We start from the raw sequence: 24,855 nt of genomic DNA on the forward strand, positions 1-24,855 counted from the left end.
TTTTTAATGTAATCTATCCCTATGAAATAGTTAAGTGCACGTACCATGGACTCACCGTTTAAAACCATAGGTTTAATTGGTAAACCTAACCACAGCGCCGCGGCTACAACGCTACAGCGATTACACACCTTTTTACGAGCGTTAGGTTTTGAGGTGCTCGTTGAGCAACGAACGGGTCGGCAATTAGAAGATGTGCCTGCGAACAACCTCGTTAAACTCGTTGAGTTAGGCGAGCGTGCTGATTTAGCCATCGTTGTCGGTGGCGATGGCAACATGTTAGGTGCTGCACGTGTTTTAGCGCGTTTTGACGTTGCAGTGATTGGCGTAAACCGTGGTAACCTCGGATTTTTAACCGACTTAAACCCAGAAGGTTTTGAAGCAAGTTTAGAGCAGGTTCTAAGCGGTCAATTCATTGAAGAAAAACGCTTCCTGCTAGAAGTAGAAGTATACCGACATGCTGAACTTAAAAGCGCAAATTCAGCGGTTAATGAAGCGGTACTCCATGCCGATAAAGTCGCTCACATGATTGAGTTCGAAGCCTTCATAAATAATGATTTTGTATTTTCACAACGCTCTGATGGTTTAATCGTATCTACACCGACGGGGTCAACGGCCTATTCTCTCTCTGGTGGCGGGCCTATTTTGACACCAGAACTGAATGCTATTTCGTTAGTACCCATGTTTCCTCATACTCTTTCGAGTCGCCCTTTAGTCGTTGATGCCGATAACGAGGTACGCCTTAAACTCAGCTTAGAAAATACCGACAGCTTACAAGTGAGCTGTGACAGCCACGTTGTTTTGGCCGTTTTACCTGGCGATGAAGTGGTTATCAAAAAAGCTGACAAACGGTTACGCTTAATTCATCCAAAAGAATATTCTTATTACAATGTACTGCGAAAAAAACTGAACTGGGGTAGCCGCTTATTTTAAACAGCAATTTTCTTCTTAAGTAATTGCCAAGTGAAATCTATTAGCGCAAAATAATTCACTTTACCGTAGTACACATTTAAGGAACCTAAGCAAAAATGAGCTATATAGTTTTTCTTGCTCTTTTATTGTTGATCACTCTACTAGGCTGCTATTGGATCATCGAAAGCAACCGTCGCAAAGCGATAGAAGCCGAAAAAAAACGCTTTCATCAACGTGTAAAAGAGATCAATAACGACTTCAAAACTAAATTAATCGAATTTAGTGAAGCAAAGCTCATTCGCCCTAAAAATGTTGCACGTTTGAACCAAATCACCAGTAATTACTTTGTCGTTCAAGCTCACAACGAAGAAAATCTAACGCATTTAGAGTTTATTAGTGAGTTGTTTATCAGCACCATAATCATGGAAGCAAACAAAGCACAAAGCCCGCATGAACATGACCAACTTGCCGATAGATTACAATACTTTATGGCACAACTTCCTTATAATGGCATTGAATACAATAAAGCGTTTTATCAAGAAGTATTACCCTCATTAATTGAAGTTATTAAATACGCGCCACCTATTAATCAACATGATGACCCTGCGCAAAGCCAGAGTCCATCAATGCCTGATGAATTAAATCACGAAAAACAGATATCAGAATTAACAAAAGCATAAAAATTTAATTTGCAAAACCCGAAAACACTGTATAAATTAACAGTTAATTAGCTGGATGGATAAACAGTATGTTAATCGGGTTAGAAATTAAAAACTTTGCCATTGTAAGTAACTTGAGTACTGAGTGGCACAATGGCATGACAGCCATTACAGGTGAAACAGGTGCAGGGAAATCAATTGCTATTGATGCCCTATCGTTGTGTTTAGGCGAACGCGCCGATGCGGGTGCTGTTCGTCCAGGAACTGAGCGTGCAGAAATCTGCGCGCAATTCGATATTACCCAATTACCCCTTGCTCAACAGTTTTTAGAACATCACTTACTGTCTAATGCAGAAGGTGAATGCTTACTGCGCCGTGTTATTTGTAAAAATGGCCGGAGTAAAAGCTATATTAATGGCAGCCCTGTCACTGCTGCGCAGCTTAAAGAGCTTGGGCAGTACCTCATTTCTATTCATGGTCAACACGCGCATCAGCATTTATTAAAAGCCGAGCATCAGCTGCATTTACTGGATGCATATGCTGGCCATACAAACCTGCTTTCCAATGTTAAAGAACGTTTTAAAGCCTATCAGGCGCTAGTAAAAGAGTTTAACCACTTAGAACAACAACAAGCGCAACAAGCGGCTCAAAAACAGCTACTTGAATACCAAGTTGCTGAATTAGACGAGTTTGCCTTACAACCCGGTGAGTTTGAAGAAATAGAAGCTGAGCACCATAAGTTAAGCCACAGCCAAACTATTTTAGAGTCGTGCCAGCGTGAACTTCAGCACTTATACGAAAGTGATGAGCAAAGTGCATGCTCAATGCTGCAACACAGTGCACAGCAGTTTGCTGAACTTGCTGGCTACGATGATAGCCTATCTAGCATTGCAGCGCTTTTAAGTGAAGCCGCTGTTCAAGTTGAAGAAGCAAGCCGTGAAATTCGCAGCTACGTAGATATAACAGATTTAGATCCTGCTCGCCTCAACGAAGTAGAAACTCGTTTAACTGGGGCAATGGATTTAGCACGCAAGCACCATATAAAACCGGAAGAGCTGGTAGAATTTCACCAATCAATTGCGAAAGAGCTTGCTTCAATTAGCTACAATAGTGACCGCTTAGCATCGTTAGAAACCGAGATAAATACAGCCCTTGATGAATATAAAGACGCTGCACAGGTTTTAAGTGATAGCCGCCAGCGTTATGCCAAAACACTCAACACATTGATCAGCGATAGCATGGCTAACTTATCAATGGAAAATGGCCAGTTTGCGATTGATATTCAACAAACAAGTGATAAAGCCCCCAGTGCAATGGGATTTGATACCGTGGCGTTTTTGGTATCGACCAACCCTGGGCAACCAATGCAAGCTTTATCGAAAGTTGCATCGGGTGGCGAGCTTTCGCGTATCAGTTTAGCGATACAAGTCATTATCGCCCAGCGCGTGACAACGCCAACACTCATATTCGACGAAGTCGATGTGGGTATTTCTGGCCCAACGGCCTCAGCGGTTGGCAAGTTATTGCGCCAGCTTGGCAAGTCAACCCAAGTTATTTGTGTTACGCACTTGCCACAGGTTGCCAGCTCTGGGCATCAGCAATTTTTTGTTGCGAAAGAAATTGCAAATGGTGAAACCTACACACAAATGAATAAGCTCAGTAAAGATGGACGAATAGATGAAATTGCCCGTCTACTCGCTGGCGATAATATTAGCAAAATGGCCAGAGCAAATGCGAAAGAGCTGATTAGTGCGCATGCATAACCACTCTCGCACTTAATGACATTAACGTTTTAGTAAGTAATTAAGGCTATTGTGCATAGCCTTCGACCGGATTATACAATGAATAAACAACGTAAGTTTGGGTTAGCAAGCGGGTTATTATTGAGCTTAAGCTCACCTTTACTGCACGCCTCTGTGTCATATACACCTGTCGTGTCACAAAATTATATGTTCGCTCTACTACAATGCACTTTATTTGCGTTTCCTATCGTGGCGCTACTTTTGGTGCTATGGAGCCGATGGAAGCACCTAAGGTTTAAACAACGTTTACAAACATATTTATATGCTTCTGCAGCAATGATGCTCATACTGTTTGTAATAGTGAGCCAGCAATCAGAGACAATTTCTGTTTGGTCTGTTGTTGTAATGATTTGTCATTTTATCGTGGTAAGCCTTGCTTACTTTTTATTAAAACAACACAGCAATAAAGTAAAAAACACGTTATCAGGCTGCTGGTAGTCTGTTTTAACTTGTCGGGCTTTTTCTCTCATTTAAAAAAACCTACTGATTTTTAGCCATCGTTACAAAATAGCTTTAAACAGAGTCGGTTAATAAGAATAAGCAATTATAATATTGGTAACGTAGTTAAAGAAATTAGCGGGTAAGCGTAATGTTTACCCGCTGTTTATATTAGTCTTGAATGACTATCTGCCAGTCGATACGATAATTAGTCACGACGCTGGTATATCCTTTTACTTTGAAAATATAGTCTCCAGCTTCTGTAATCGATAACTGTGCTGTTTCGGGGTTATCAAGTGTCGCAGAGCTTGCGAGGTCTTCTCCCTGACTGTTTGCTATTGAAAAATCAAGGTCTGCAAACGGTTGCCAACTTAAGACCGCAGTCACGCCCACAACATTATCAGGTACTGAAACTAAATGCTCAATAATGCTATAGGCTGGGTCAACACCAAGCCCAGCAAGATCTAAACTTACTGATGGTCCCATTGTACCCTCAATACTTGGCATTAACTGTGTAGTAAATGACACACCGGGCTGGGTGACAATACCGTCAAATTCGAATCGATCTAATGCAACTTGTCCTGATATAGTGCGCACTTCAAGTGTATGTGCTGAGTCGTCTAATTGGTTAATTGCCACGGTAATGGCTTCGCCTTTTTCACCACTGACGCTCAACGATTCATACTCAACTCCATCCACTAATATACTGACCTCTCCTCGGTTAGTTGCCGCAAAGTGTATTTTCGCACGCTCACCTTTAAAGCCAACATAAGCAATATTTCCAGGCCCTTTTGCTTTTGCCAGTGTGCCGTTATAAGCACTGCTATCCGTTGTTTCTGACCACTTGCCGGCAAAGTAGACTTTATCAGCAGTGTTGTCTGCTTGCTGCCAAGCACCTTGACTCGAAAATTCAGTGTCTCCAGCTAAAAACTGGCGCATATTACCTTCAGTTTGTAATGCAAGCTCAACTGCTTTTTTCACATTAATATGACCCGCCCCTACTTCGTGCGGTAAGTACTGTCGCCCAGTTTCATCAAACATGTCATCGGCACTGGCTTTTAGAATTTCGTCAATTTGATCAGGCGATAAATGCGGGTTTGCTTCAAGCAGCACAGTCGCAGCACCTGCAACAAAAGGGGTTGCCATCGACGTGCCACTCATCGTTGCATAGTAAACATAATAATCAGGGTTATCTAAATCGATGACCGGTCCTAAAGCGGGCAAAGGGGTATTGAGTGCTCGCGTCGAATATATGCTTGAGCCAGGTGCTGTAATGTCGGGTGTTTTAATCGCATCACCTGGCACACCTCGGCTAGAAAAATCAGCCAGCATTCTACTCGGCGTGCCTGCTGCGACGTCAATAACCCAAGGAGCGACGGCATACACATTGAGGGTATCATCACCGTCGCCATCGTTACCCGCAGCAAAAGTGACAATCATGCCGCGTTTGTATGCCTCAAACGATGCTTTGTTTACAGGGTTATTAGGGTCGAAGTTACTTCCTGCTCCCCCTCCCCAACTATTCGTAATAACATCAATATCGTATTTGTGCTGGTTAGCTAATGCATAATCAAAGCCTTTTAAAGAATGTAAAATTGAAATGGCTTCACCAGCAGAAATACCGACAATCTTTGCATCTGGGGCAATGCCATCATGCAAATTAGCACGTGTAGGATCATTCGCAGAAGCAGCGCCACTGCCCGCAACAGTGCCAGCAACATGGGTGCCATGTCCTGATGATGTATCGGTGTTTGGTAACCCTTCGATATCGGCGGTCAAACCGTATAAATCAAGATCGTTTATTAGTTTTACATTTTGAATGGTTTTATCACCGTAAGCTAAATCGGGATGTGTCGCATCGACTCCTGAATCGAGTACAGCCACAACGCCACCTTTGCCTGTAAATAAATAGTTATCATGTACAAAATGACCGCCAGTGATCTCACCCGAGTTATAGTTGTAATAGCGCAGTGGCGCATCATAATAAATACTTTCAATGGCAGGGTTATTTTGTAACTGTGTGACGAGTGAAGGAGTCAGCGTAGCGCCAACCATGGGTAATTCTTTTAAGGCTAAGTACGGCACACCGAGTGACTGCATTACATTATAAACCTGCTGTTTATCTTTAAAGCTTATAATGACTTTGATACTTGGTTCAGTAAGGCTTTGAGTTAGGCTTGTTGTTGATAATTTTTCTGCTAATTCTGGGCCTAGTAAGGCTTGTGCTTGGGTGGCAAAGCTGCCAACCATGCCAAGACCGATGAGTATACTAGAAAGTTTAGTTCGCATTGGTTTATCTCCTGGATTAGTTTGTTACTTTTTTGTAACTACAGAACATATACTCGCAGCGAGTGACACTCACCGATATAGGGGAAAACCCTCATAAGGCTTTAGGAATAGCCCCTGCGTACGCAATCAATATTTTACAGGCACAAAAAAAGCAAGCCCGCAGGCTTGCTTTAGTATCTATACAAAATTATGAATGGGGAGTATTGCAGATAGCTATTACACCTCTAGGTAATCCATAATTCCTTCTGCCGCATTGCGACCTTCAAAAATAGCCGTTACCACCAAATCTGAGCCGCGAACAATATCGCCACCAGCGAAGATTTTAGGGTTCGTTGTCTGATGGGTAAATTCACCTTGTTCAGGTGCATTAATACCACCCCAATGGTTAATTTCAACGCCATATGGTTCAAGCCAATCCATTTTGTGCGGTTTAAAACCAAATGCCATTAACACTTTAGTGGCTTCTATCACATGCTCTGAACCAGCCACTTCTTCAGCACGACGGCGGCCATTTTCATCTGGTTCACCCAGTTGCGTTTTGACCATTCTTACGCCTGCAACTTTACCTTGCTCGTCAACTACAATGCCTTTAGGTTGCACGTTAAAAGTAAACTCAACCCCTTCTTCGCGGGCATTTTTAACTTCACGTTTAGAGCCTGGCATGTTTTCTTCATCACGGCGATAAGCACATGTTACTTTGCTTGCACCTTGGCGAATTGACGTTCTTACGCAGTCCATTGCGGTGTCACCCCCGCCCAATACAACCACTTTTTCGTTGGCCATATCAATATAAGCTTGCTTGTCTTCAGCGTAGCCCATAACACGATTTGTGTTACCAATTAAGAACGGTAAAGCATCATGTACGCCATCGGCATCTTCATTTTCAAATCCTGCGCGCATACTTTGATAGGTCCCTACGCCTAAAAAGACTGCATCATATTCAGCAAGAATTTCATCTAGGGTAATATCAACACCGACTTCCGTGTTTAGTTTAAACTCAACCCCCATTTCAGTGAAAATTTCACGACGCTTCTGCATCACTTCTTTTTCAAGCTTAAATGAAGGAATACCGAAAGTAAGTAACCCCCCTATCTCAGGGTGACGGTCAAATACCACCGGTTTAACACCATTACGCACTAGAATATCAGCACAACCTAACCCGGCTGGACCTGCACCAATAATCGCCACTTTTTTATCAGACCAAACCACATAAGACATATCTGGTTTCCAGCCCATTTTAAAAGCAGTGTCTGTAATATATTTTTCAATATTACCAATTGTTACAGCACCAAACTCTTCGTCAAGTGTACATGAGCCTTCGCATAAGCGGTCTTGTGGACACACTCGACCGCAGACCTCAGGTAAACTATTTGTACGATGTGACAGCTCAGCCGCTTCTAATATACGGCCTGTACGAATTAACTTTAACCATTGCGGTATATAGTTATGTACTGGGCATTTCCACTCACAATACGGGTTACCACAATCTAAGCAACGGTCCGCTTGTGAATTTACTTGCGTCTCAGAAAACGGCTCGTAAATTTCCACGAATGATTGTTTACGTGCCGAAATCGGTTTTTTACGCGGGTCAACACGTTGTACATCGATAAACTGGTATACATTTTCGCTCATACTACCCCCTTACTGAGCCTGAACACGAAGCTCTGCACTACTGCGTGCTCGGTGTCCGAGTAAACTTTTTACATCACTTGATTTTGGCTTCACCAATTTAAACATCGGAATGTATAAATCAAAGTTCGCTAAAATCTGCTCAGCGCGGTTAGACCCCGTTAGCTCTAAATGCTCTGCAATAAGACCACGAAGATGCTCTTGATGAGACGCTAAATCTTCCAGCGTAACAATTTCAACAAGCTCAGGGTTAATGCGTTTTTCAAAGTCATTGCTTTCATCAAGAATATAAGCAAAACCGCCCGTCATCCCCGCACCAAAGTTAATACCGACTTTGCCAAGGACACACACAACACCGCCTGTCATGTATTCACAGCCGTTATCGCCCACACCTTCTACAACCGCTTGCACACCTGAGTTACGAACAGCAAAACGCTCACCCGCACATCCTGCTGCAAACAATTTGCCGCCAGTAGCACCGTACAAGCACGTATTACCTGCTATGGTTGCTTTGTGGCTTTCAAATGATGATCCCATCGGTGGGCGAATGACAAGTTTGCCCCCCGCCATGCCTTTACCAACATAATCGTTAGCGTCACCCACCAACGTCATTTCTAGGCCTCCAGCATTCCATACACCAAACGACTGACCTGCAGTGCCGTGTAACTCTATAGATACAGGATCGGCAGCCATACCTTGGTTACCGTGCTTAGATGCAATGTATCCTGATAGCATCGCCCCCACAGAGCGGTCTGTATTACACACGCGGCTCACTAATGAAATACCCGATTTTTCATCAATCGCTTGCTTGGCTTTATCAAGCAAGGTTTCATTAAGCTGACCTAAATAGTGCGAGCTGTTTGGCGCACTGCAATACAAGGTTTCACCGGTTGGGTTGTTCGGCACAGCCACAACTGACGATAAATCAATTTTCTTTTGCTTCGGCGTTTTGCCTTCAATCGCCTCAAGTAAATCTAAGCGACCAATTAAATCGGTTAAATGGGTTACCCCTAAGCTTGCCATGATTAGACGCGCTTCTTGTGCAATAAACTTAAAGTAGTTCATCGCCATTTCTGGTAAGCCATGGTAGTGCTTCTGACGAAGTGTATCGTCCTGCGTTGCTACACCAGTCGCACAGTTATTCAAATGACATATACGTAAGTATTTACAACCCAGTGCCACCATAGGACCCGTACCAAAGCCAAAGCTTTCAGCACCTAAAATAGCGGCTTTAATAATATCGAGACCGGTTTTCAAACCACCATCCGTTTGTAATCTAATACGGTGGCGTAAGCCATTTTCAACCAAAGCTTGTTGTGTCTCAGCTAGGCCCAACTCCCAAGGACTGCCTGCATATTTAACAGAAGTAAGCGGGCTTGCACCTGTACCACCGTCATAACCCGCAATCGTAATGAGGTCTGCATAGGCTTTTGCTACACCCGTTGCAATCGTACCGACACCGGGTTCAGACACTAATTTCACTGAAATTAGAGCTTCAGGATTCACTTGTTTCAAATCAAAAATTAGCTGGGCTAAATCTTCAATAGAGTAAATATCATGATGCGGTGGCGGTGAAATCAACGTTACACCCGGTACTGAGTAACGCAGTTTAGCGATATAAGGCGTTACTTTTTCACCCGGTAACTGACCTCCTTCACCGGGCTTTGCACCTTGTGCTACTTTAATTTGAATCACATCAGCACTGCGTAAATAATGCGGTGTTACACCAAATCGGCCTGAGGCGACCTGTTTAATACGTGAATTTTTCTCGGTGCCATAGCGAAGTTTATCTTCACCCCCTTCACCTGAGTTAGAACACCCACCTAAGCGGTTCATGGCAATAGCCAATGCTTCATGTGCTTCAGGTGATAGTGCACCAATACTCATTGCCGCCGAGTCAAAACGCTTATACAGCTCTGTTGCTGGTTCAACATCATCGATACTGATTCCGGCATCAGGAATTTTAAGCGCCAACATGTCACGTAAATTTGTGATTGGGCGGTTATTAACTAAATCAGCGTAAGCAACGTAATCACTGTACTCACCCGAGCGCACTGCTTTTTGCAGAGTTTGGATCACATCAGGGTTGTAAGCATGATATTCACCACCGTGAACATACTTTAATAAACCACCATGGCTTAATAACTTGCGCTTACTAAATGCGAGCTTATGAAGCTTACGTTGATCATCATCAAAGTCAGTAAAACACGCACCTTTAATACGGCTTGCTACACCATTGAAACAGGTTTCAATAACCGCTTCTGACAAACCAACCGCTTCAAACAGCATCGAGCAACGATATGAGGCAACTGTACTGATCCCCATTTTCGACATGATTTTGTAAAGGCCTTTGTTGATCGCATTACGATACGCCAACGTGACTTCACAATAGCTCTTGTTGATAATTTTTTTATCGCTCATTGCAACCAGCGATTCATAGGCCAAATAAGGGTAAATCGCCGTCGCACCAAAGCCTAATAACACAGCAAATTGATGAGCATCTCGCACGCTACCTGATTCAATAATGATGTTTGATTCACAACGTAAGTTATTATCAACTAATCGTTTTTGAATTGATCCTACCGCCATTGCAGCAGGAATGGGTAGGTGCGTTTCACTAAAGTTACGGTCACTCAAGACTAACATCACACACCCTGATGCGGCTTTTTCTTGCGCTTCGTCACAAATACGTGTGATCGCTTTTTCAAGGCCTTCTTCGGCTGTGTAAGTAATATCGATTTTGCAGTAGCTGTAATGCGCTTGGTCAGCACTTAACAGCTGTTTCATGTCTGCGTACATCAAAATCGGTGTTTCAAATTGCAGACGTTTCGCATGACCCGTGGTTTCATTGAACACGTTTTGCTCACTACCAATACACGTGGCAAGTGACATAACATGATTCTCACGCAGAGGATCAATCGGTGGATTGGTTACTTGTGCAAACTTTTGGCGGAAGTAATCAAATAATGAACGGTGCCCTTCAGACAGCACGGCAAATGGGGTGTCATCACCCATTGAGCCCGTTGCTTCTTGACCGTTTTCGCCCATGACACGAACAACACTGTCGAGTTCTTCGTTAGTAAAGCCAAACATTTTTTGATATTTCAGCAGTGTTTCGTCATCAAACGAGCGATTACCTGCATCTTTTTCAGCCAGTTTTTCGAACGGAGTCAAACGCTTAACGTTAGCTTCTAGCCACGCTTTATACGGGTGACGTGATTTAAGATCTTGGTCAATTTCGTCAGAGTGCCAAATTTTACCTTGGTGAGTATCAATTACTAATAATTCACCCGGACCAACTCGTCCTTTTTCAACCACTTCGTCTGGCGCGTAATCCCAAATACCCACCTCAGAAGCAAGCGTAATAAATCCATCTTGCGTAATGACATAACGCGCTGGACGAAGGCCATTTCGGTCAAGGTTACAGGCCGCAAAACGACCATCAGACATAACAATACCAGCAGGGCCATCCCATGGTTCCATATGCATAGAGTTAAAGTCGTAGAAAGCACGTAAATCGTCATCCATGGCTCGGTTTTTCTGCCATGCAGGCGGAACAAGCATACGCATCGCACGGAATAAATCCATACCACCCGCTAAGAACAATTCAAGCATGTTATCTAAGCTTGATGAATCAGAGCCACTTTCGTTGACAAATGGGGCTGCTGATTGCAAATCAGGGATCAGTGGAGATGCAAATTTATAAGCACGGGCACGTGCCCACTGGCGGTTACCTTGAATGGTATTAATTTCGCCGTTGTGCGCTAAATAGCGGAACGGCTGCGCCAATGGCCAACGAGGTTGCGTATTGGTAGAAAAACGCTGATGAAATACACAAATCGCACTCGTCATGCGCATGTCAGCTAAATCGAGGTAAAAATTCGGTAAATCCACAGGCATCATCAAGCCTTTGTAAACCGTTACCAAGCCAGACAAGCTCGCAATATAGAAATGCTCATCATTTTCTAGACGCTTTTCTGCACGGCGACGCGCAACATACAAACGACGTTCTAAATCTTTTGGACGCCAGCCCTCAGGTGCGCTGACAAAAATTTGTTCAAAGCCAGGTAGTTGTTTTTTTGCAATTGGCCCTAAACAAGATGCGTCTGTCGGAACGACTCGCCATCCTTGAATATTTAAGGTTTCTTTTTCGAGCTCTTCACTCAAAACATCTTTAGCAGTCTGTGCAAGCACGGGATCGGCATTTAAAAACACCATGCCGACTGCGTAGTTCTTCCCTAAATGCCAATCGTGTTCACTGGCAATTGCACGAAAGAAACTATCGGGTTTTTGCATTAATAAACCACAGCCATCACCTGTTTTACCATCAGCAGAAATACCACCACGGTGTTCCATGCGATCTAGGCCTGTGATTGCGGTTCGAATCAAGCGATGACTCGCCTGACCATTGACCTGGGCGATTAAGCCAAAGCCACAATTATCTTTTTCTAATTTTGAGTCGTATAACATAGACCCCTCCCCTTGCTACAACGACTAGCGGTTCAGTCTTTTGTGACAGTGCTAGCAGACGAACAAAACTATCGCCAAATAAACCATGAGTCAATAGAGTTTTGAATACATATTCATATTTATGAATATTTCTCACTTGAGGACGCACTTTAAAGTCTATGCTATTTTTTTACATTTAGACGCTATTTAACCATTATTTTTTTATGACACTGGTGTCAATTTTAACAGTTTGTAAAAAATCATTCTAAAAACGGATAGTTTACGTTAACGTAAACTGACAACTCATTTTGCATAAATATTCAAATCATGCATAGTAATGCAGTTATTTTGCGCTCTCTCAGCTGTTAGCTGCTTAAATATTTACCAATACATTAAGCTTAGTTACAAATAGCACTTTATAGCAGCCGACCTTAGTCTTACTTACCTTTAGGTGTTTACCTCTGCGTCAACCAATGCACTTTAAAAAGTGTCCGCTGCGGACACTTTTTCTGTCCGCGGACAGAATAAAAACCTCAAATAAAAATAAAAACATTAAAAATCAGCAAGTTAAATATTGGCGCACTATTGGTATAGATAGGACATTATCAAATTAGAGGATCGAAACATGTTCACTATGAGTTTGTTTATGACATCACCACTTACCATGATTGCCATTGGCTTCATGATTATATTTTTTGAGAATCGTAAGGAAGTATGATGATTAAAGATACCAGTGCCCAAGATATAACCGTGGCTAAAAAAAGAAACATTAAAAAACCACTGTTGTTCACTGTGAGTGTTCTTATTGTGAGTGCCCTTGGCTTTCAAGCACTCTTTGCGAGCAACGATGGGAGTGTGTCTGTTGATAAAGCCAGCTTACAAATAAGTGAAGTGACTCAGCAAACCTTAATTAGAGATGTGGCAGCAAGCGGGAAAATTGTCGCGGCTAATGCACCTAAAGTTTACAGCCCCGAGCGCGGCTTTGTCGATCTTAACGTAAAGGCTGGCGACAGTGTTGAAGCAAACGAAATTATTGCTGTAGTTAAAAGCCCAGAGCTTACCAATGAATTAAAACAACAACAATCTGTGTTGGCGCGTTTAGATGGCGAATTACAACGAAAGCAACTTGAAGCACGTAGACAAAAATTAAGCTTAACAAAAGCACTTGATTTGGCACAGGTAGAGCTAAATGCCGCTGATAGAGAAAACCGCCGCGCGCAATTATCTATCGAGAAGCACCTTATAAGTCAGATCGATTTAGAAAAAGCCGTTGACGATTTAGCTCGCGCGAAACTCTCCTTCAAGCATGCAGAACAAGAAGTCAGCCTTGCTAAAGACACACTGGCATTCGAGCTAAAAGCTGCAGAGCGAGACCTTGCTCGTCAACAGCTCATTGTGGATGACTTATTACGCCAAGTTAATGAGTTAACAATTAAAGCCAGCGTCAGTGGCATTGTCGGTAATTTACTCGTGCAACCTAAAGAAGCGGTTACACAAAGCCAACCATTAATGACACTGGTTGACTTAAGTAATTTTGAAGCACAGTTGCAAGTACCTGAAAGCTTTGCCAATGAGCTAGGCCTTGGCATGCAAGTAGAATTAACTCTCGGTGCCCGCCAAGTCATGGGGACATTATCAGCAATCTCGCCGGAGGTGAATAACCGTGAAGTCACAACACGTGTTCGCTTCGATAAAGAAATTACCGGCATTCGCCAAAATCAACGTTTAACCGCACGCATTCTTTTGGAGAACCGCGACAATGTTTTACAAGTTAAACGTGGTGCGTTTTTACAACAAGGCGGTACCCGCGCCTATAAAGTAGACGGCGACATGGCCTATTTAATCGATATAAAAACAGGTGCTAGCAGTATCAATGCCGTTGAACTGTTAGAAGGGGTAAAACCAGGCGACAAGCTAATCATCTCTAACTACGACCGTTATAAACAAGCACCGACTCTCGTATTACGCTAACAGCAACAAGGAATAATTATTATGCTTACAATGAACAACATCAGCAAAGTGTATCAAACAGACATGGTACAAACTCATGCATTACGTGATTTCAATCTCCATGTAGAAGAAGGTGAATTTATTGCTGTTACTGGCCCGAGTGGTTCAGGCAAAACGACCTTTTTAAATATTGCCGGTATGCTAGAACCGTTTTCAGAAGGCCAGTATCTTTTAGATGGTATTGATGTAGGTGGTCTAAACGATAATCAGCGTGCTGATTTACGGAACCAAAAAATAGGCTTTATCTTCCAGGGGTTTAATCTGATACCTGATTTAAATCTATACGAAAATATTGAAGTACCTCTGCGATATCGAGGAATTAAAGCTGCTGAGCGTAAACGTCGTATTGAACAATGTTTAGAGCAAGTAGGTTTAGCGTCACGTGCTAAGCATTTACCGCAACAACTTTCAGGTGGACAACAGCAACGCGTGGCTATTGCCAGAGCACTTGCGGGTGAACCCCGTTTTTTACTTGCCGATGAACCAACGGGTAACCTAGACAGCTTAATGGCGCGCCAAGTAATGGAATTGCTCGAACAAATTAATCGTGATGGCGCCACCATTGTCATGGTTACTCACGACCCTGAACTTGCCCGAAGAGCCCCGCGTAATATCCAAGTGGTGGACGGTCAACTTGCCGATTTCACGCTTTACCAAGGCACGCAAAACCTCAAAGCGGCAGGAGTATAGTCATGTTCCTTCATTATCTAGATTTAAGTTGGCGAAGCTTTAAGCGCACGCCCTTAGTGAGTTTTTTAATGGTATTAGCGATTGCCATTGGCATTGGTGTAACGATGACAAGCTTGTCGGTGTATCACATGATGTCTGCCGATCCGATCCCGCAAAAGAGTAGCCAACTATACAGTGTGCAATTGCAAATAATGGACGAGGGTTCAACTTGGTGGACAAAAGATAATTTACCAATGCAATTAACCTATCAAGACGCGGTTAATTTAAATAAGGCAGAAGCCGGTGGTAAGCGCGTCACGATGGTGCGCACTGGGTTTTCTGTTTATTTAGACTCCGATACGGTAAAACCATTTATTGGTCAGGCGCGTTTAACAACCCCCGACTTCTTCGACATGTTTAACTTATCATTTTTATACGGTGGCGTGTGGAGTCAGCAACAAGAAGCAACTGCTGCACCTGTAGTCGTTATCAGTAAAAAGCTCAACGACAAACTATTTGCAGGAGAAAACTCAGTTGGCAAAATTATCTACCTTGATGATGCAAGCTATGAAGTGGTTGGGGTTATGGATGACTGGAATATTACGACCAAATATTACGATTTAAATAACGGCGCATTTAATAAAACCGAACAACTCTACCTGCCTTTTAGCTTATTAAAAGCACGTGAGCTTGAAAACTGGGGCAATACAAACGGCTGGAAGCACGAAAAAACCAATACGTTTAACGACAAGCTTAATTCTGAATTAGTTTGGCTGCAATTTTGGGTCGAACTAAAAACACCCGCAGAAAAGCAAGCGTATGAAGATTTCTTAATGGCTTATATGCAAGAACAGCAAAAGCGTGGTCGCTTTAACCGCGAAAAGCTTGAAGCGAAATTGCGTGATGTAAACGAATGGATGGAATACAACAATGTGGTAAGTGAAGATAACGAAATTCTCGTTGGCCTAAGCTTTATGTTTTTAGCGGTATGTTTGGCAAATATTCTAGGCTTATTACTGGCTAAATTTCTTCGCCGTGCGCCAGAGGTTGGCGTACGCAGAGCTTTAGGCGCAAGCAAACGCCAAATTTTCTTTCAACACATTGTCGAAGTGGCCATGCTCGGATTTTTAGGCGGTATTTTCGGGGTTATTTTAGCCCAAGTGGGACTTTTGGGTGTGCGCCAAAGCTACAGCTACTATCAAAGCTTAGCCACCATGGATTTAACCATGTTACTTAGCGCCCCTGTAATAGCAATTAGCACCTGTGTAATCGCAGGTCTTTACCCTGCGTGGCTGGTGTGTAAAACCAACCCTGCTATTTACCTTAAGAGCCAATAAGGAACTGTGTTATGTTAGAAATTAAACCTATATTTCATGCCTTATGCCGCTCAAAGGTTGGGGCTATTCTGTTACTAATTCAAATTGCCATTACCACAGCAATCGTCAGTAACGCCGCGTTTATTATTCAAGATAGAATTAGCTATTTAAGCCAAGAAACAGGCTACCCAGAACAAGACATTTTTATTTTTAATGTGATGATGTTCGGCCAAGACACCTCGCCAAGCCAACAATACGAGCTTGATGAAGCTATGTTACGTCAAATTCCTGGGGTGGTTGATGCTGCTTACTCTAGTACCACACCTCTTTCGGGCAGTGGTTCATCATCTGACTTTAGTTTAAAACCGGCGCCACAAGAGAGTAAATCGGCACGTAGCTCATATATGTTTATCGACGAGCACGGCATTAACACGTACGGTGTTAACTTAATTGCTGGGCGTAATTACAGCAAAGACGAAGTGATCGTAACAGAGAATTACGATGAGCTTTCGAAGGTCATTGTGGTGAGTAAAAGTCTATCTGATGAGCTTTTCCCTGATGGTAATGGCTTAGGTCAATCTATTTACTTTGGTGATATTCCTTTAAAAATTATTGGTATTGTCGATGTAATTAAAGGCCCATGGCTTAAAGATAGTCGCCCAGATAATGTGGCATTAATTCCGTTCATTAAAGCAGGTAGCAATGCACGCTTTGTCGTAAGAACAGAGCCTGGGCAACGCCAGTCTGTAATGAACCGTGTTGAAGAAGCCATGCTTAAAAACTACAACAAACGCGTTATCTCGCGCATTCGCGGCCTTGATGAAGACAAAGAGCAGTACATGGCTGAAGACACGCTTATGATGCGTATGTTAATTGTTTTAATCACAATTTTAGTGTTGGTCACTGCGCTGGGTATCTTTGGTCTTACACTCTTTAATATTAGTAAACGCACGAAACAAATTGGGACTCGCCGTGCTCTAGGAGCAAGAAAGTCCGCCATTATTAGCTACTTTTTAGTCGAAAATGCCATGATTTGCAGTGTAGGTTTAGTAATAGGCATGATAGCAGCGATGTATTTAGGCCAATTACTGATGCAACATTTCTCGATTGCTCAGTTAGATGTGCGTTATGTAATTGCCACTGCAAGCGCTGTGTTTATTATGAGTTTGCTTGCGGTTCTTGCGCCAGCCAAACGAGCTGCGAACATTTCACCCAGCATTGCAACACGCACCATTTAGTTCTCCCAAGCTATGCTACACTGGATTTACAGTGTAGCATTTATAAGTACACACTTAAGTTGGCTCTTGCACCGGACTTACTTAACATATTTAGGAAAACAGCAAAAAAATAATAATATGGAAAAAATACTTATTGTTGATGACAACCCCGCGATATTAGACGCCTTGTCATTATTATTAGAGATCCACAATTTTACCGTGGTTACTGCAAGCACCCCATTTGAAGCAATCCAAGCAGTACAGTACCAGCGTATTTCATTAGTTATTCAAGATATGAACTTTACCGCCGACACCACCTCGGGTGAAGAAGGCAAGGCGCTGTTTTATGACTTACGCGATATAAACCCATTACTGCCTATTATCTTAATCACCGCATGGACCGAGCTTGCAACAGCTGTTGAGCTTGTAAAGGCGGGTGCCGCAGACTATTTACCAAAGCCGTGGGACGATACAAAACTGCTTACTTGTATCAATAATTTACTCGAACTTGGTAAAGCGAAACAACAAAATGAAACTTTCGCACGCCACCAGCAAGAACGCGAAGATTCTATTAAAACTGCCAACCTTGTCGGCCTTATTTATAAAAGCACAGCGATGGAGCATATTGTTAATCTTGCTATTCAGGTGGCAAAGTCAGACATATCAGTGCTTATCACTGGCCCAAATGGCAGTGGCAAAGAGCGCATAGCACAGATAGTCCAAGCCAACTCTCTGCTTGCAGACCATCCTTTTATCACTGTTAACGCCGGTGCATTGCCAAATGAACTCATTGAAGCTGAATTGTTTGGCGCTGAAGCTGGCGCGTACACAGGTATCACCAAGCAACGCATTGGCCGTTTTGAAGCCGCCGATGGGGGCACATTATTTTTAGACGAAATAGGCAACCTACCGTTGTCCGGTCAAATGAAACTATTACGTATTCTGCAAACCGGTGAATTTGAGCGTTTAGGATCAACGCAAACTCGAAAAGTAAATGTGCGGGTTATATCAGCAACAAACGAAGATTTAACGCACGCGATTAAAGCGGGTCATTTTCGTGAAGATTTATATTATCGTCTCAATGTTATTGAGTTAAACCTGCCTAGCCTAGCTGACAGACCCGATGATATTCTTGCCCTAGTGGCACACTTTTTACCACATCGCAGTGTGTCTCTAAGCACCGAGAAAGCCCTGCTTGCCCATCCGTGGCCGGGTAATGTACGTGAACTTGAAAATGCGTGTAAACGGGCTGCCGTATTAAAACCAACTGGCAATATTGAACTTGCCGACTTTGGCTTAAACGTCGATACCACTAAAGCGACATCACCCAAAAGTGAACCGACAAAGCACGATATTGAACTGGCAATGCGCGAACACCAAGGGGTGATTGCTAAAGTTGCGCGACATTTTGGTCTTAGCCGACAAGCGCTGTATCGCAGACTCGATAAATTTAAGATAGATTACTAATGTTAAGAAATAAGATTATTCTATTGTGTGTTGTTGCAGCGGTAGTCCCTCTATTACTGGTAAGCTATTTTGCTGCTCTTCCTGGGTTATATACTTTGCTTGCGGTCATTGGTTGCGCCTTGCTAGCTGGCCTTTTGGCGTACCAGTTAAGCCGCCCTTTAGCTGACGGTATAGCGTCTCTTGAATCTGGATTGCTGAACTTTAAAGACGGTGAACTGGCCACCCTTTTGGCCTATGATAGCAAAGATGAACTGGGTGACTTATGCCGACTTTATAACCAAACAGCAAAGCAACTTCGCCAAGAAAAGCAATGGATATACCAGCGTGAATTAATGCTCGACAAAGTACTGCAAAGCTCTGAGCAAGCGGTGCTACTTATTAACGATCAAGGTTTTATTGTTTACAGTAATCACAGTGCTCGTAGCTTGTTTGAAGCAAAATCAGCTATCGAAGGACTTAAACTAGAAAATGTGATTAGTACCTGCTCTGAACAACTGACACGTGCTATAAACAAAGGGATTGATGGCTTATTTACCCTCGATAAAACGGAACAAGAATCACAAACTTGGCATATGGCAACGGGCCGCTTATTACTTAATAATCAATACCACCAACTGTATGTGTTCAAACAGCTCACACGGGAACTCAGCCGCCAAGAGGTTGAAGTATGGAAAAAAGTAATCCGTATCATCAGCCACGAACTCAATAATTCGCTAGGCCCAATGTCATCAATGCTCCACAGCGCACAGTTATTAACAAAAGAAGTCGACGAGCCTCGTTTAAAACGCGTATTCACCACCATTGAAGACCGTATCAAACACCTTAACGAATTTGTTCAAGGCTATGGTAAATTTGCCAAATTACCCACTCCTCAGTTATCAGCGGTTAACTGGCCATCAATCGTCGAGCAATTAAAAAGCCAATGGCAAGTCAATATTACTCTTGGCGATAACGTAAATACACAAGCCGATCATACTCAGCTTGAGCAACTGCTGATTAATTTATTAAAAAATGCGTACGAATCGGGTACTAAACCTGAAGACATCAGTCTGAGTATTCAACAAGAAATGGCCAGCACCCACATTACTGTGAGCGACAGAGGCAAAGGCATGAGCGAAACTGTAATGGCGAATGCACTGATCCCCTTTTACTCCACTAAATCAACAGGCAGTGGTTTAGGGCTAGCGCTGTGCCGAGAAATAGTTGAAGCACATCACGGGCAAATTAGCCTTCATAACCGCGAGCAAGGTGGCTTAAGTGTGCATGTGATTTTAGCGCAATAAAAAAGCCGCTTATGCGGCTTTCTCGGCAAACTAAGTAAGATTACTCAGCGTCTTGTTCTTTGTACTTTGCTGCTGTTTCTGTGATTAATGGTTGTAATTCACCACGTTGAAACATTTCGATGATAATGTCACAGCCACCAATTAATTCACCTTCAACCCAAAGTTGTGGGAATGTTGGCCAATTAGCGTAAGCAGGTAACTCTGCACGAATATCTGGATTAAGAAGAATGTCAACGTAAGCAAACGGTTCACCACACGCCATTAAAGCTTGTGATGCTTGAGAAGAAAAACCACAGTTAGGTAATTTTGGTGATCCTTTCATGTATAAAAGGATTGGGTTTTCAGAAATTTGCTGTTTAATTTTATCGATGGTTTCCATTTACAACCTCAAAAGACATTGACTTACTACACTGGCCTTGAAAAATATTCACTGTGGCCTCAGATATATAACTTAAAATGGACTATCACAGTCACAATTTTAAAGAGTCTTTAGCAATAGCATTGCTGTTTGCTAAAACTTGAGTAAAATACTCAACAATTATAGTAACACTATAATACCATTTGGTATAGGTGAGTACGCTGTTTACCTCGCTATTACCTATAACTGAGTGGACTATCAACCAAGAAGATGGAGATAAAAAATGGCATTTGAACTACCGTCACTACCATACGCAATCGATGCATTAGAGCCACATATTTCAAAAGAGACTCTAGAGTTTCACCACGGTAAACACCACAACACATACGTTGTAAAATTAAACGGTCTGATCCCAGGCACTGAATTCGAAAACAAATCTCTAGAAGAAATCGTTTGTTCTTCAGAAGGTGGCGTATTTAACAATGCTGCGCAAATCTGGAACCACACATTCTACTGGAACAGCCTATCTCCAAACGGTGGTGGCGAACCAACTGGCGCTATTGCAGACGCTATCAACGCTAAATGGGGTTCTTTCGAAGCATTCAAAGACGCGTTAAACGACAAAGCTGTAAACAACTTTGGTTCAAGCTGGACTTGGTTAGTTAAACTAGCTGACGGCACACTTGATATCGTTAACACATCAAATGCTGCTACACCATTAACTGATGAAGGTGTTACACCAATCCTAACTGTGGATCTGTGGGAACACGCTTACTACATCGATTACCGTAATGTTCGTCCTGATTACCTAAAAGGTTTCTGGGCACTTGTTAACTGGGATTTCGCGAACGCTAACTTCGCTTAATTCTGTTTAACTTGCAGTAATTCAAAAAAGACGCTCCGGCGTCTTTTTTATTGCCTTTTTTATATCACTGTTCAGCCGCAGCCCAAGCGCCATAATAAATGCGTACCAAGATGATCTTTTTTCAATTAAATTCTTAATTTTCTTGCGCAAAAATTCAAAATCGTGACTAAGCTTTAATTAACCTTTGCTTTTTTCTTAATCTAATTACACGTCATTTTAGCGGGTTTTCGGAGGTCTCTATGAGTATTTTTGAGCATTACCAATCACGATACGAAGCAGCGCAAGAAGAAGAATACAGTATTGAGGAATTTCTCGAGATCTGTAAGAAGGACAAATCAGCTTACGCAAGCGCACCTGAGCGCCTGTTAATGGCCATTGGTGATCCTGAAATTATTGACACATCGACCGATGCGCGGCTCAGCCGATTATTCTCCAATCGTGTCGTTGCGCGCTACCCTGCATTCCACGATTTTTATGGTATGGAAGATGCCATTGAACAAATCGTTTCTTACTTAAAGCATGCTGCGCAAGGTTTAGAAGAATGTAAGCAGGTATTGTATTTACTTGGCCCTGTGGGCGGGGGTAAATCATCTATTGCCGAAAAACTAAAATACCTGATGCAACAAGTGCCTATTTATTCAATAAAAGGGTCCCCTGTCAATGATCACCCTCTCGCTTTGTTTGATCCAAACGAAGATGCTGAACTACTCGAGAAAGAATACGGCATTAAGCCACGCTATTTAAAAACAGTGATGTCGCCGTGGGCAGCCAAGCGCTTAAGTGAGTTCAATGGTGATATAAGCCAATTTAGAGTGGTAAAACGCTACCCTTCTATTTTGAATCAAATTGCGATCGCCAAAACGGAACCGGGCGATGAAAACAATCAAGATATTTCGGCATTAGTCGGTAAAGTCGATATTCGTCAGCTTGAACATTTTGCACAAAATGACCCTGATGCTTACGCGTATTCAGGTGCACTTTGTTTAGCGAACCAAGGGTTGATGGAATTTGTGGAAATGTTTAAGGCACCTATTAAGGTACTCCACCCGCTACTCACTGCCACCCAAGAAGGTAACTATAATGGCACCGAAGGTATTAGTGCCCTTCCCTTCAACGGCATGATTTTAGCTCACTCGAATGAATCTGAGTGGCAAACATTTAAAAATAACAAAAACAACGAAGCATTTTTGGACCGTGTTTATATTGTTAAGGTACCTTACTGCTTACGCGTTTCTGAAGAAGTGAAAATCTACAACAAACTTCTTGAAAACAGTGAACTTCACGATGCGCCATGCGCACCAGGCACATTAAAAACATTGGCACAATTTACCACTCTTTCACGTATTAAGGAGCCAGAAAATTCAAGCATCTATTCAAAAATGCGTGTCTACGACGGTGAAAGCTTAAAAGACACCGACCCGAAAGCGAAGTCATACCAAGAATACCGTGATTATGCAGGTGTTGACGAAGGCATGACTGGGCTCTCTACACGTTTTGCCTTTAAAATTTTATCGCGAGTGTTCAACTTTGATACCACAGAAGTCGCAGCAAACCCTGTTCACTTGTTTTATGTTTTAGAGCAGCAAATTGAGCGCGAACAGTTCTCAGCCGATGTGGAAGAACGCTACCTAAGTCACTTAAAGGGCTATCTAATCCCGCAGTATGTCGAGTTTATTGGCAAAGAACTACAAACTGCCTATTTAGAGTCTTATTCTGAATACGGGCAAAATATTTTTGATCGCTACGTAACCTATGCTGATTTTTGGATTCAAGATCAAGAATATCGCGACCCAGATACAGGCCAACTTTTTGATCGAGCAGCATTAAATGCAGAGCTCGAAAAAATTGAAAAGCCAGCAGGTATTTCGAACCCGAAAGATTTCCGTAACGAGATTGTCAATTTCGTACTGCGCGCCCGTGCGCACAACCAAGGCAAAAACCCGCTTTGGACCAGTTACGAAAAACTTCGCACGGTGATTGAGAAAAAAATGTTCTCGAACACCGAAGATCTGCTTCCGGTTATTTCTTTCAATGCGAAAACCTCTGCCGAAGATCAGAAAAAACACGAAGACTTTGTCAACCGTATGGTTGAAAAAGGCTATACCCAAAAACAAGTACGTTTACTTTCTGAATGGTATTTACGCGTTAGAAAATCGCAGTAAAAAACGTTTGTTTCAAGGGGGTTGTTATGGCGCATTTTATAGACCGACGCCTGAATGGAAAAAACAAAAGTACGTTGAACCGTCAGCGTTTCATCAGGCGTTATAAAAAACAGATTAAAGAAGCCGTATCTGATGCCATTAATAAACGCAGCGTAACCGATACGAGCAGTGGCGAGAGTATTTCTATTCCACAGCGCGATATTAGTGAGCCTGTATTTCATCAAGGACGTGGGGGCGATCGGGAGCAAATACATCCAGGAAATGACCAATTCTCAACGGGCGATAAAATTAAACGCCCGCAAGGAGGCGGTCAAGGGGGTGGCAGTGGCGAAGGTGACGCAAGTGATTCGGGCGAAGGCCAAGATGAGTTTGTTTTTTCTATCTCTAAAGACGAGTATTTAGATTTATTATTTGAAGATTTAGAGCTGCCAAACTTACAGCAAAATCAACTTGATAAACTCGTGCAAATGAAAACGCATCGCGCTGGTTTTTGTAGCGATGGTATGCCCAGTAATATTGATATAGTGCGCTCATTACAAGGCTCGCTCGCTCGCCGTGTTGCAATGACCGCGGGCAAAAAACGACATCTGAGCGAACTTCAAGGACAATTAGCGCTTTTGAAAGCAGAGGAAGAGCCCGACAAAGCCGCCATTGCCCTGCTTGAGCGTCAAATTGAAGAGCTTGAAAGTCGCATAAAAGCCGTGCCGTTTATTGATAATTACGACTTACGTTTTCGCAATTACGAAAAACGTCCCCACCCGACGAGTAAAGCCGTGATGTTTTGCCTTATGGATGTGTCAGGTTCGATGGATCAAGCAACAAAAGATATGGCAAAACGGTTTTATATTTTGCTGTATCAGTTTTTGACTCGCAGCTACAAAGATATCGAAGTCGTGTACATTCGCCACCATACACAAGCTAAAGAAGTTGATGAGCAGGAGTTTTTTTACTCACAAGAAACCGGTGGCACTATTGTGTCGAGTGCGCTGAAATTAATGAATGAAATTATCGCTGAACGTTACCATGCAGATGAGTGGAATATTTATGCTGCACAAGCATCTGATGGTGATAACTGGGCCGATGACTCTCCTCATTGCGGTGAAATACTCCGCAATAAATTACTCAAAGCAGTACGTTACTATGCGTACATAGAAATTACGGCGCGTGCGCATCAAAGTTTATGGCGTGAGTATCAATCTATAGCACAAACACACGACAACTTTGCCATGCAACATATTCGTGGTGTAGAGGACATTTACCCTATTTTCCGTGAATTATTTAAAAAGAATCGTCAGCAGCAAGGCGCCGCATAGCCTTGCGAGTGAGGTAAAAT

The 24,855-nt window shown here is 42.7% G+C and carries 17 protein-coding genes; 13 read left to right on the forward strand and 4 right to left on the reverse strand.

Annotated elements, in window-relative coordinates; genetic code table 11:
* Positions 1-45 precede the first annotated feature (45 nt).
* The 4 genes from nadK to H3302_RS09580 all read left to right on the forward strand — a co-directional run bounded on the left by nadK (position 46) and on the right by H3302_RS09580 (position 3,808).
* Positions 46-930, forward strand: coding sequence for an NAD(+) kinase (nadK, locus tag H3302_RS09565; RefSeq protein ID WP_036967648.1), 885 nt, complete (start codon positions 46-48; stop codon positions 928-930).
* Positions 931-1,025: 95 nt separating this feature from the next.
* Positions 1,026-1,589 carry a hypothetical protein gene (locus H3302_RS09570; protein WP_182395029.1) on the forward strand — a complete coding sequence of 188 codons (564 nt, stop codon included), beginning with the start codon at positions 1,026-1,028 and terminating at the stop codon, positions 1,587-1,589.
* 68 nt (positions 1,590-1,657) lie between these two features.
* Positions 1,658-3,331, forward strand: coding sequence for a DNA repair protein RecN (gene recN, locus H3302_RS09575; RefSeq protein WP_182395031.1), 1,674 nt, complete (start codon positions 1,658-1,660; stop codon positions 3,329-3,331).
* Positions 3,332-3,409: 78 nt separating this feature from the next.
* The gene (locus H3302_RS09580) at positions 3,410-3,808 is read left to right on the forward strand and encodes a hypothetical protein (protein WP_036967641.1); all 399 of its coding nucleotides are present in this window, start codon (positions 3,410-3,412) and stop codon (positions 3,806-3,808) included.
* A 171-nt stretch (positions 3,809-3,979) separates the two neighbouring features.
* Here the strand turns inward: H3302_RS09580 and H3302_RS09585 are convergent, their stop codons facing one another.
* The 3 genes from H3302_RS09585 to gltB form a co-directional block, all read right to left on the reverse strand.
* Positions 3,980-6,097, reverse strand: a complete 2,118-nt coding sequence (locus H3302_RS09585) for a S8 family serine peptidase (RefSeq protein WP_074989290.1) — start codon at positions 6,095-6,097, stop codon at positions 3,980-3,982.
* Positions 6,098-6,313: 216 nt separating this feature from the next.
* Positions 6,314-7,729 (reverse strand): FAD-dependent oxidoreductase, encoded by a 1,416-nt coding sequence (locus H3302_RS09590; RefSeq protein WP_065978706.1) that lies wholly within the window; start codon positions 7,727-7,729, stop codon positions 6,314-6,316.
* A gap of 9 nt (positions 7,730-7,738) precedes the next feature.
* The gene (gene gltB, locus H3302_RS09595) at positions 7,739-12,196 is read right to left on the reverse strand and encodes a glutamate synthase large subunit (protein ID WP_036967633.1); all 4,458 of its coding nucleotides are present in this window, start codon (positions 12,194-12,196) and stop codon (positions 7,739-7,741) included.
* A gap of 696 nt (positions 12,197-12,892) precedes the next feature.
* Between gltB and H3302_RS09600 the strand changes: the two genes are divergently transcribed.
* From H3302_RS09600 to H3302_RS09625, 6 genes are all read left to right on the forward strand, one after another.
* Positions 12,893-14,146 carry an efflux RND transporter periplasmic adaptor subunit gene (locus tag H3302_RS09600; RefSeq protein ID WP_182396410.1) on the forward strand — a complete coding sequence of 418 codons (1,254 nt, stop codon included), beginning with the start codon at positions 12,893-12,895 and terminating at the stop codon, positions 14,144-14,146.
* 21 nt (positions 14,147-14,167) lie between these two features.
* Positions 14,168-14,875 (forward strand): ABC transporter ATP-binding protein, encoded by a 708-nt coding sequence (locus H3302_RS09605; protein WP_036967628.1) that lies wholly within the window; start codon positions 14,168-14,170, stop codon positions 14,873-14,875.
* A 2-nt stretch (positions 14,876-14,877) separates the two neighbouring features.
* Positions 14,878-16,191 (forward strand): ABC transporter permease, encoded by a 1,314-nt coding sequence (locus H3302_RS09610; RefSeq protein ID WP_036967626.1) that lies wholly within the window; start codon positions 14,878-14,880, stop codon positions 16,189-16,191.
* Between the two features lie 11 nt (positions 16,192-16,202).
* Complete coding sequence (locus H3302_RS09615) at positions 16,203-17,408, forward strand: ABC transporter permease (protein WP_182395033.1); 1,206 nt, start codon at positions 16,203-16,205, stop codon at positions 17,406-17,408.
* A 117-nt stretch (positions 17,409-17,525) separates the two neighbouring features.
* A complete protein-coding gene (locus H3302_RS09620; RefSeq protein ID WP_182395035.1) occupies positions 17,526-18,854 on the forward strand; it encodes a sigma-54 dependent transcriptional regulator in 1,329 nt (442 codons plus the stop codon).
* Positions 18,854-20,137, forward strand: a complete 1,284-nt coding sequence (locus tag H3302_RS09625; RefSeq protein ID WP_182395038.1) for a PAS domain-containing sensor histidine kinase — start codon at positions 18,854-18,856, stop codon at positions 20,135-20,137. The genes H3302_RS09620 and H3302_RS09625 overlap by 1 nt, the downstream gene beginning before the upstream one ends.
* Positions 20,138-20,177: 40 nt before the next feature.
* On the opposite strand, the gene H3302_RS09630 is transcribed toward H3302_RS09625, so the two are convergent.
* Entirely contained in the window at positions 20,178-20,516 is a 339-nt protein-coding gene (locus H3302_RS09630) for a Grx4 family monothiol glutaredoxin (RefSeq protein WP_036967616.1), read from the reverse strand.
* A gap of 262 nt (positions 20,517-20,778) precedes the next feature.
* Between H3302_RS09630 and H3302_RS09635 the strand changes: the two genes are divergently transcribed.
* The 3 genes from H3302_RS09635 (at position 20,779) to H3302_RS09645 (ending at position 24,835) form a co-directional block, all read left to right on the forward strand.
* Positions 20,779-21,360: a superoxide dismutase gene (locus tag H3302_RS09635; protein ID WP_036967613.1), complete on the forward strand. Its 582-nt coding sequence runs from the start codon at positions 20,779-20,781 to the stop codon at positions 21,358-21,360.
* A gap of 239 nt (positions 21,361-21,599) precedes the next feature.
* Positions 21,600-23,522 carry a PrkA family serine protein kinase gene (locus H3302_RS09640; RefSeq protein WP_065978710.1) on the forward strand — a complete coding sequence of 641 codons (1,923 nt, stop codon included), beginning with the start codon at positions 21,600-21,602 and terminating at the stop codon, positions 23,520-23,522.
* A 26-nt stretch (positions 23,523-23,548) separates the two neighbouring features.
* Positions 23,549-24,835, forward strand: coding sequence for a YeaH/YhbH family protein (locus H3302_RS09645; protein WP_036967607.1), 1,287 nt, complete (start codon positions 23,549-23,551; stop codon positions 24,833-24,835).
* Positions 24,836-24,855 lie beyond the last annotated feature (20 nt).

Source organism: Pseudoalteromonas sp. MT33b (genome assembly GCF_014117385.1).
Lineage (GTDB): Bacteria > Pseudomonadota > Gammaproteobacteria > Enterobacterales > Alteromonadaceae > Pseudoalteromonas > Pseudoalteromonas lipolytica.

Excerpts from the sequence above, each read along its gene's own strand:
- nadK (WP_036967648.1), top strand. The coding sequence starts at position 46 with ATGGACTCACCGTTTAAAACCATAGGTTTAATTGGTAAACCTAACCAC.
- H3302_RS09570 (WP_182395029.1), top strand. The coding sequence starts at position 1,026 with ATGAGCTATATAGTTTTTCTTGCTCTTTTATTGTTGATCACTCTACTA.
- recN (WP_182395031.1), top strand. The coding sequence starts at position 1,658 with ATGTTAATCGGGTTAGAAATTAAAAACTTTGCCATTGTAAGTAACTTG.
- H3302_RS09580 (WP_036967641.1), top strand. The coding sequence starts at position 3,410 with ATGAATAAACAACGTAAGTTTGGGTTAGCAAGCGGGTTATTATTGAGC.
- H3302_RS09585 (WP_074989290.1), bottom strand. The coding sequence starts at position 6,097 with ATGCGAACTAAACTTTCTAGTATACTCATCGGTCTTGGCATGGTTGGC.
- H3302_RS09590 (WP_065978706.1), bottom strand. The coding sequence starts at position 7,729 with ATGAGCGAAAATGTATACCAGTTTATCGATGTACAACGTGTTGACCCG.
- gltB (WP_036967633.1), bottom strand. The coding sequence starts at position 12,196 with ATGTTATACGACTCAAAATTAGAAAAAGATAATTGTGGCTTTGGCTTA.
- H3302_RS09600 (WP_182396410.1), top strand. The coding sequence starts at position 12,893 with ATGATTAAAGATACCAGTGCCCAAGATATAACCGTGGCTAAAAAAAGA.
- H3302_RS09605 (WP_036967628.1), top strand. The coding sequence starts at position 14,168 with ATGCTTACAATGAACAACATCAGCAAAGTGTATCAAACAGACATGGTA.
- H3302_RS09610 (WP_036967626.1), top strand. The coding sequence starts at position 14,878 with ATGTTCCTTCATTATCTAGATTTAAGTTGGCGAAGCTTTAAGCGCACG.
- H3302_RS09615 (WP_182395033.1), top strand. The coding sequence starts at position 16,203 with ATGTTAGAAATTAAACCTATATTTCATGCCTTATGCCGCTCAAAGGTT.
- H3302_RS09620 (WP_182395035.1), top strand. The coding sequence starts at position 17,526 with ATGGAAAAAATACTTATTGTTGATGACAACCCCGCGATATTAGACGCC.
- H3302_RS09625 (WP_182395038.1), top strand. The coding sequence starts at position 18,854 with ATGTTAAGAAATAAGATTATTCTATTGTGTGTTGTTGCAGCGGTAGTC.
- H3302_RS09630 (WP_036967616.1), bottom strand. The coding sequence starts at position 20,516 with ATGGAAACCATCGATAAAATTAAACAGCAAATTTCTGAAAACCCAATC.
- H3302_RS09635 (WP_036967613.1), top strand. The coding sequence starts at position 20,779 with ATGGCATTTGAACTACCGTCACTACCATACGCAATCGATGCATTAGAG.
- H3302_RS09640 (WP_065978710.1), top strand. The coding sequence starts at position 21,600 with ATGAGTATTTTTGAGCATTACCAATCACGATACGAAGCAGCGCAAGAA.
- H3302_RS09645 (WP_036967607.1), top strand. The coding sequence starts at position 23,549 with ATGGCGCATTTTATAGACCGACGCCTGAATGGAAAAAACAAAAGTACG.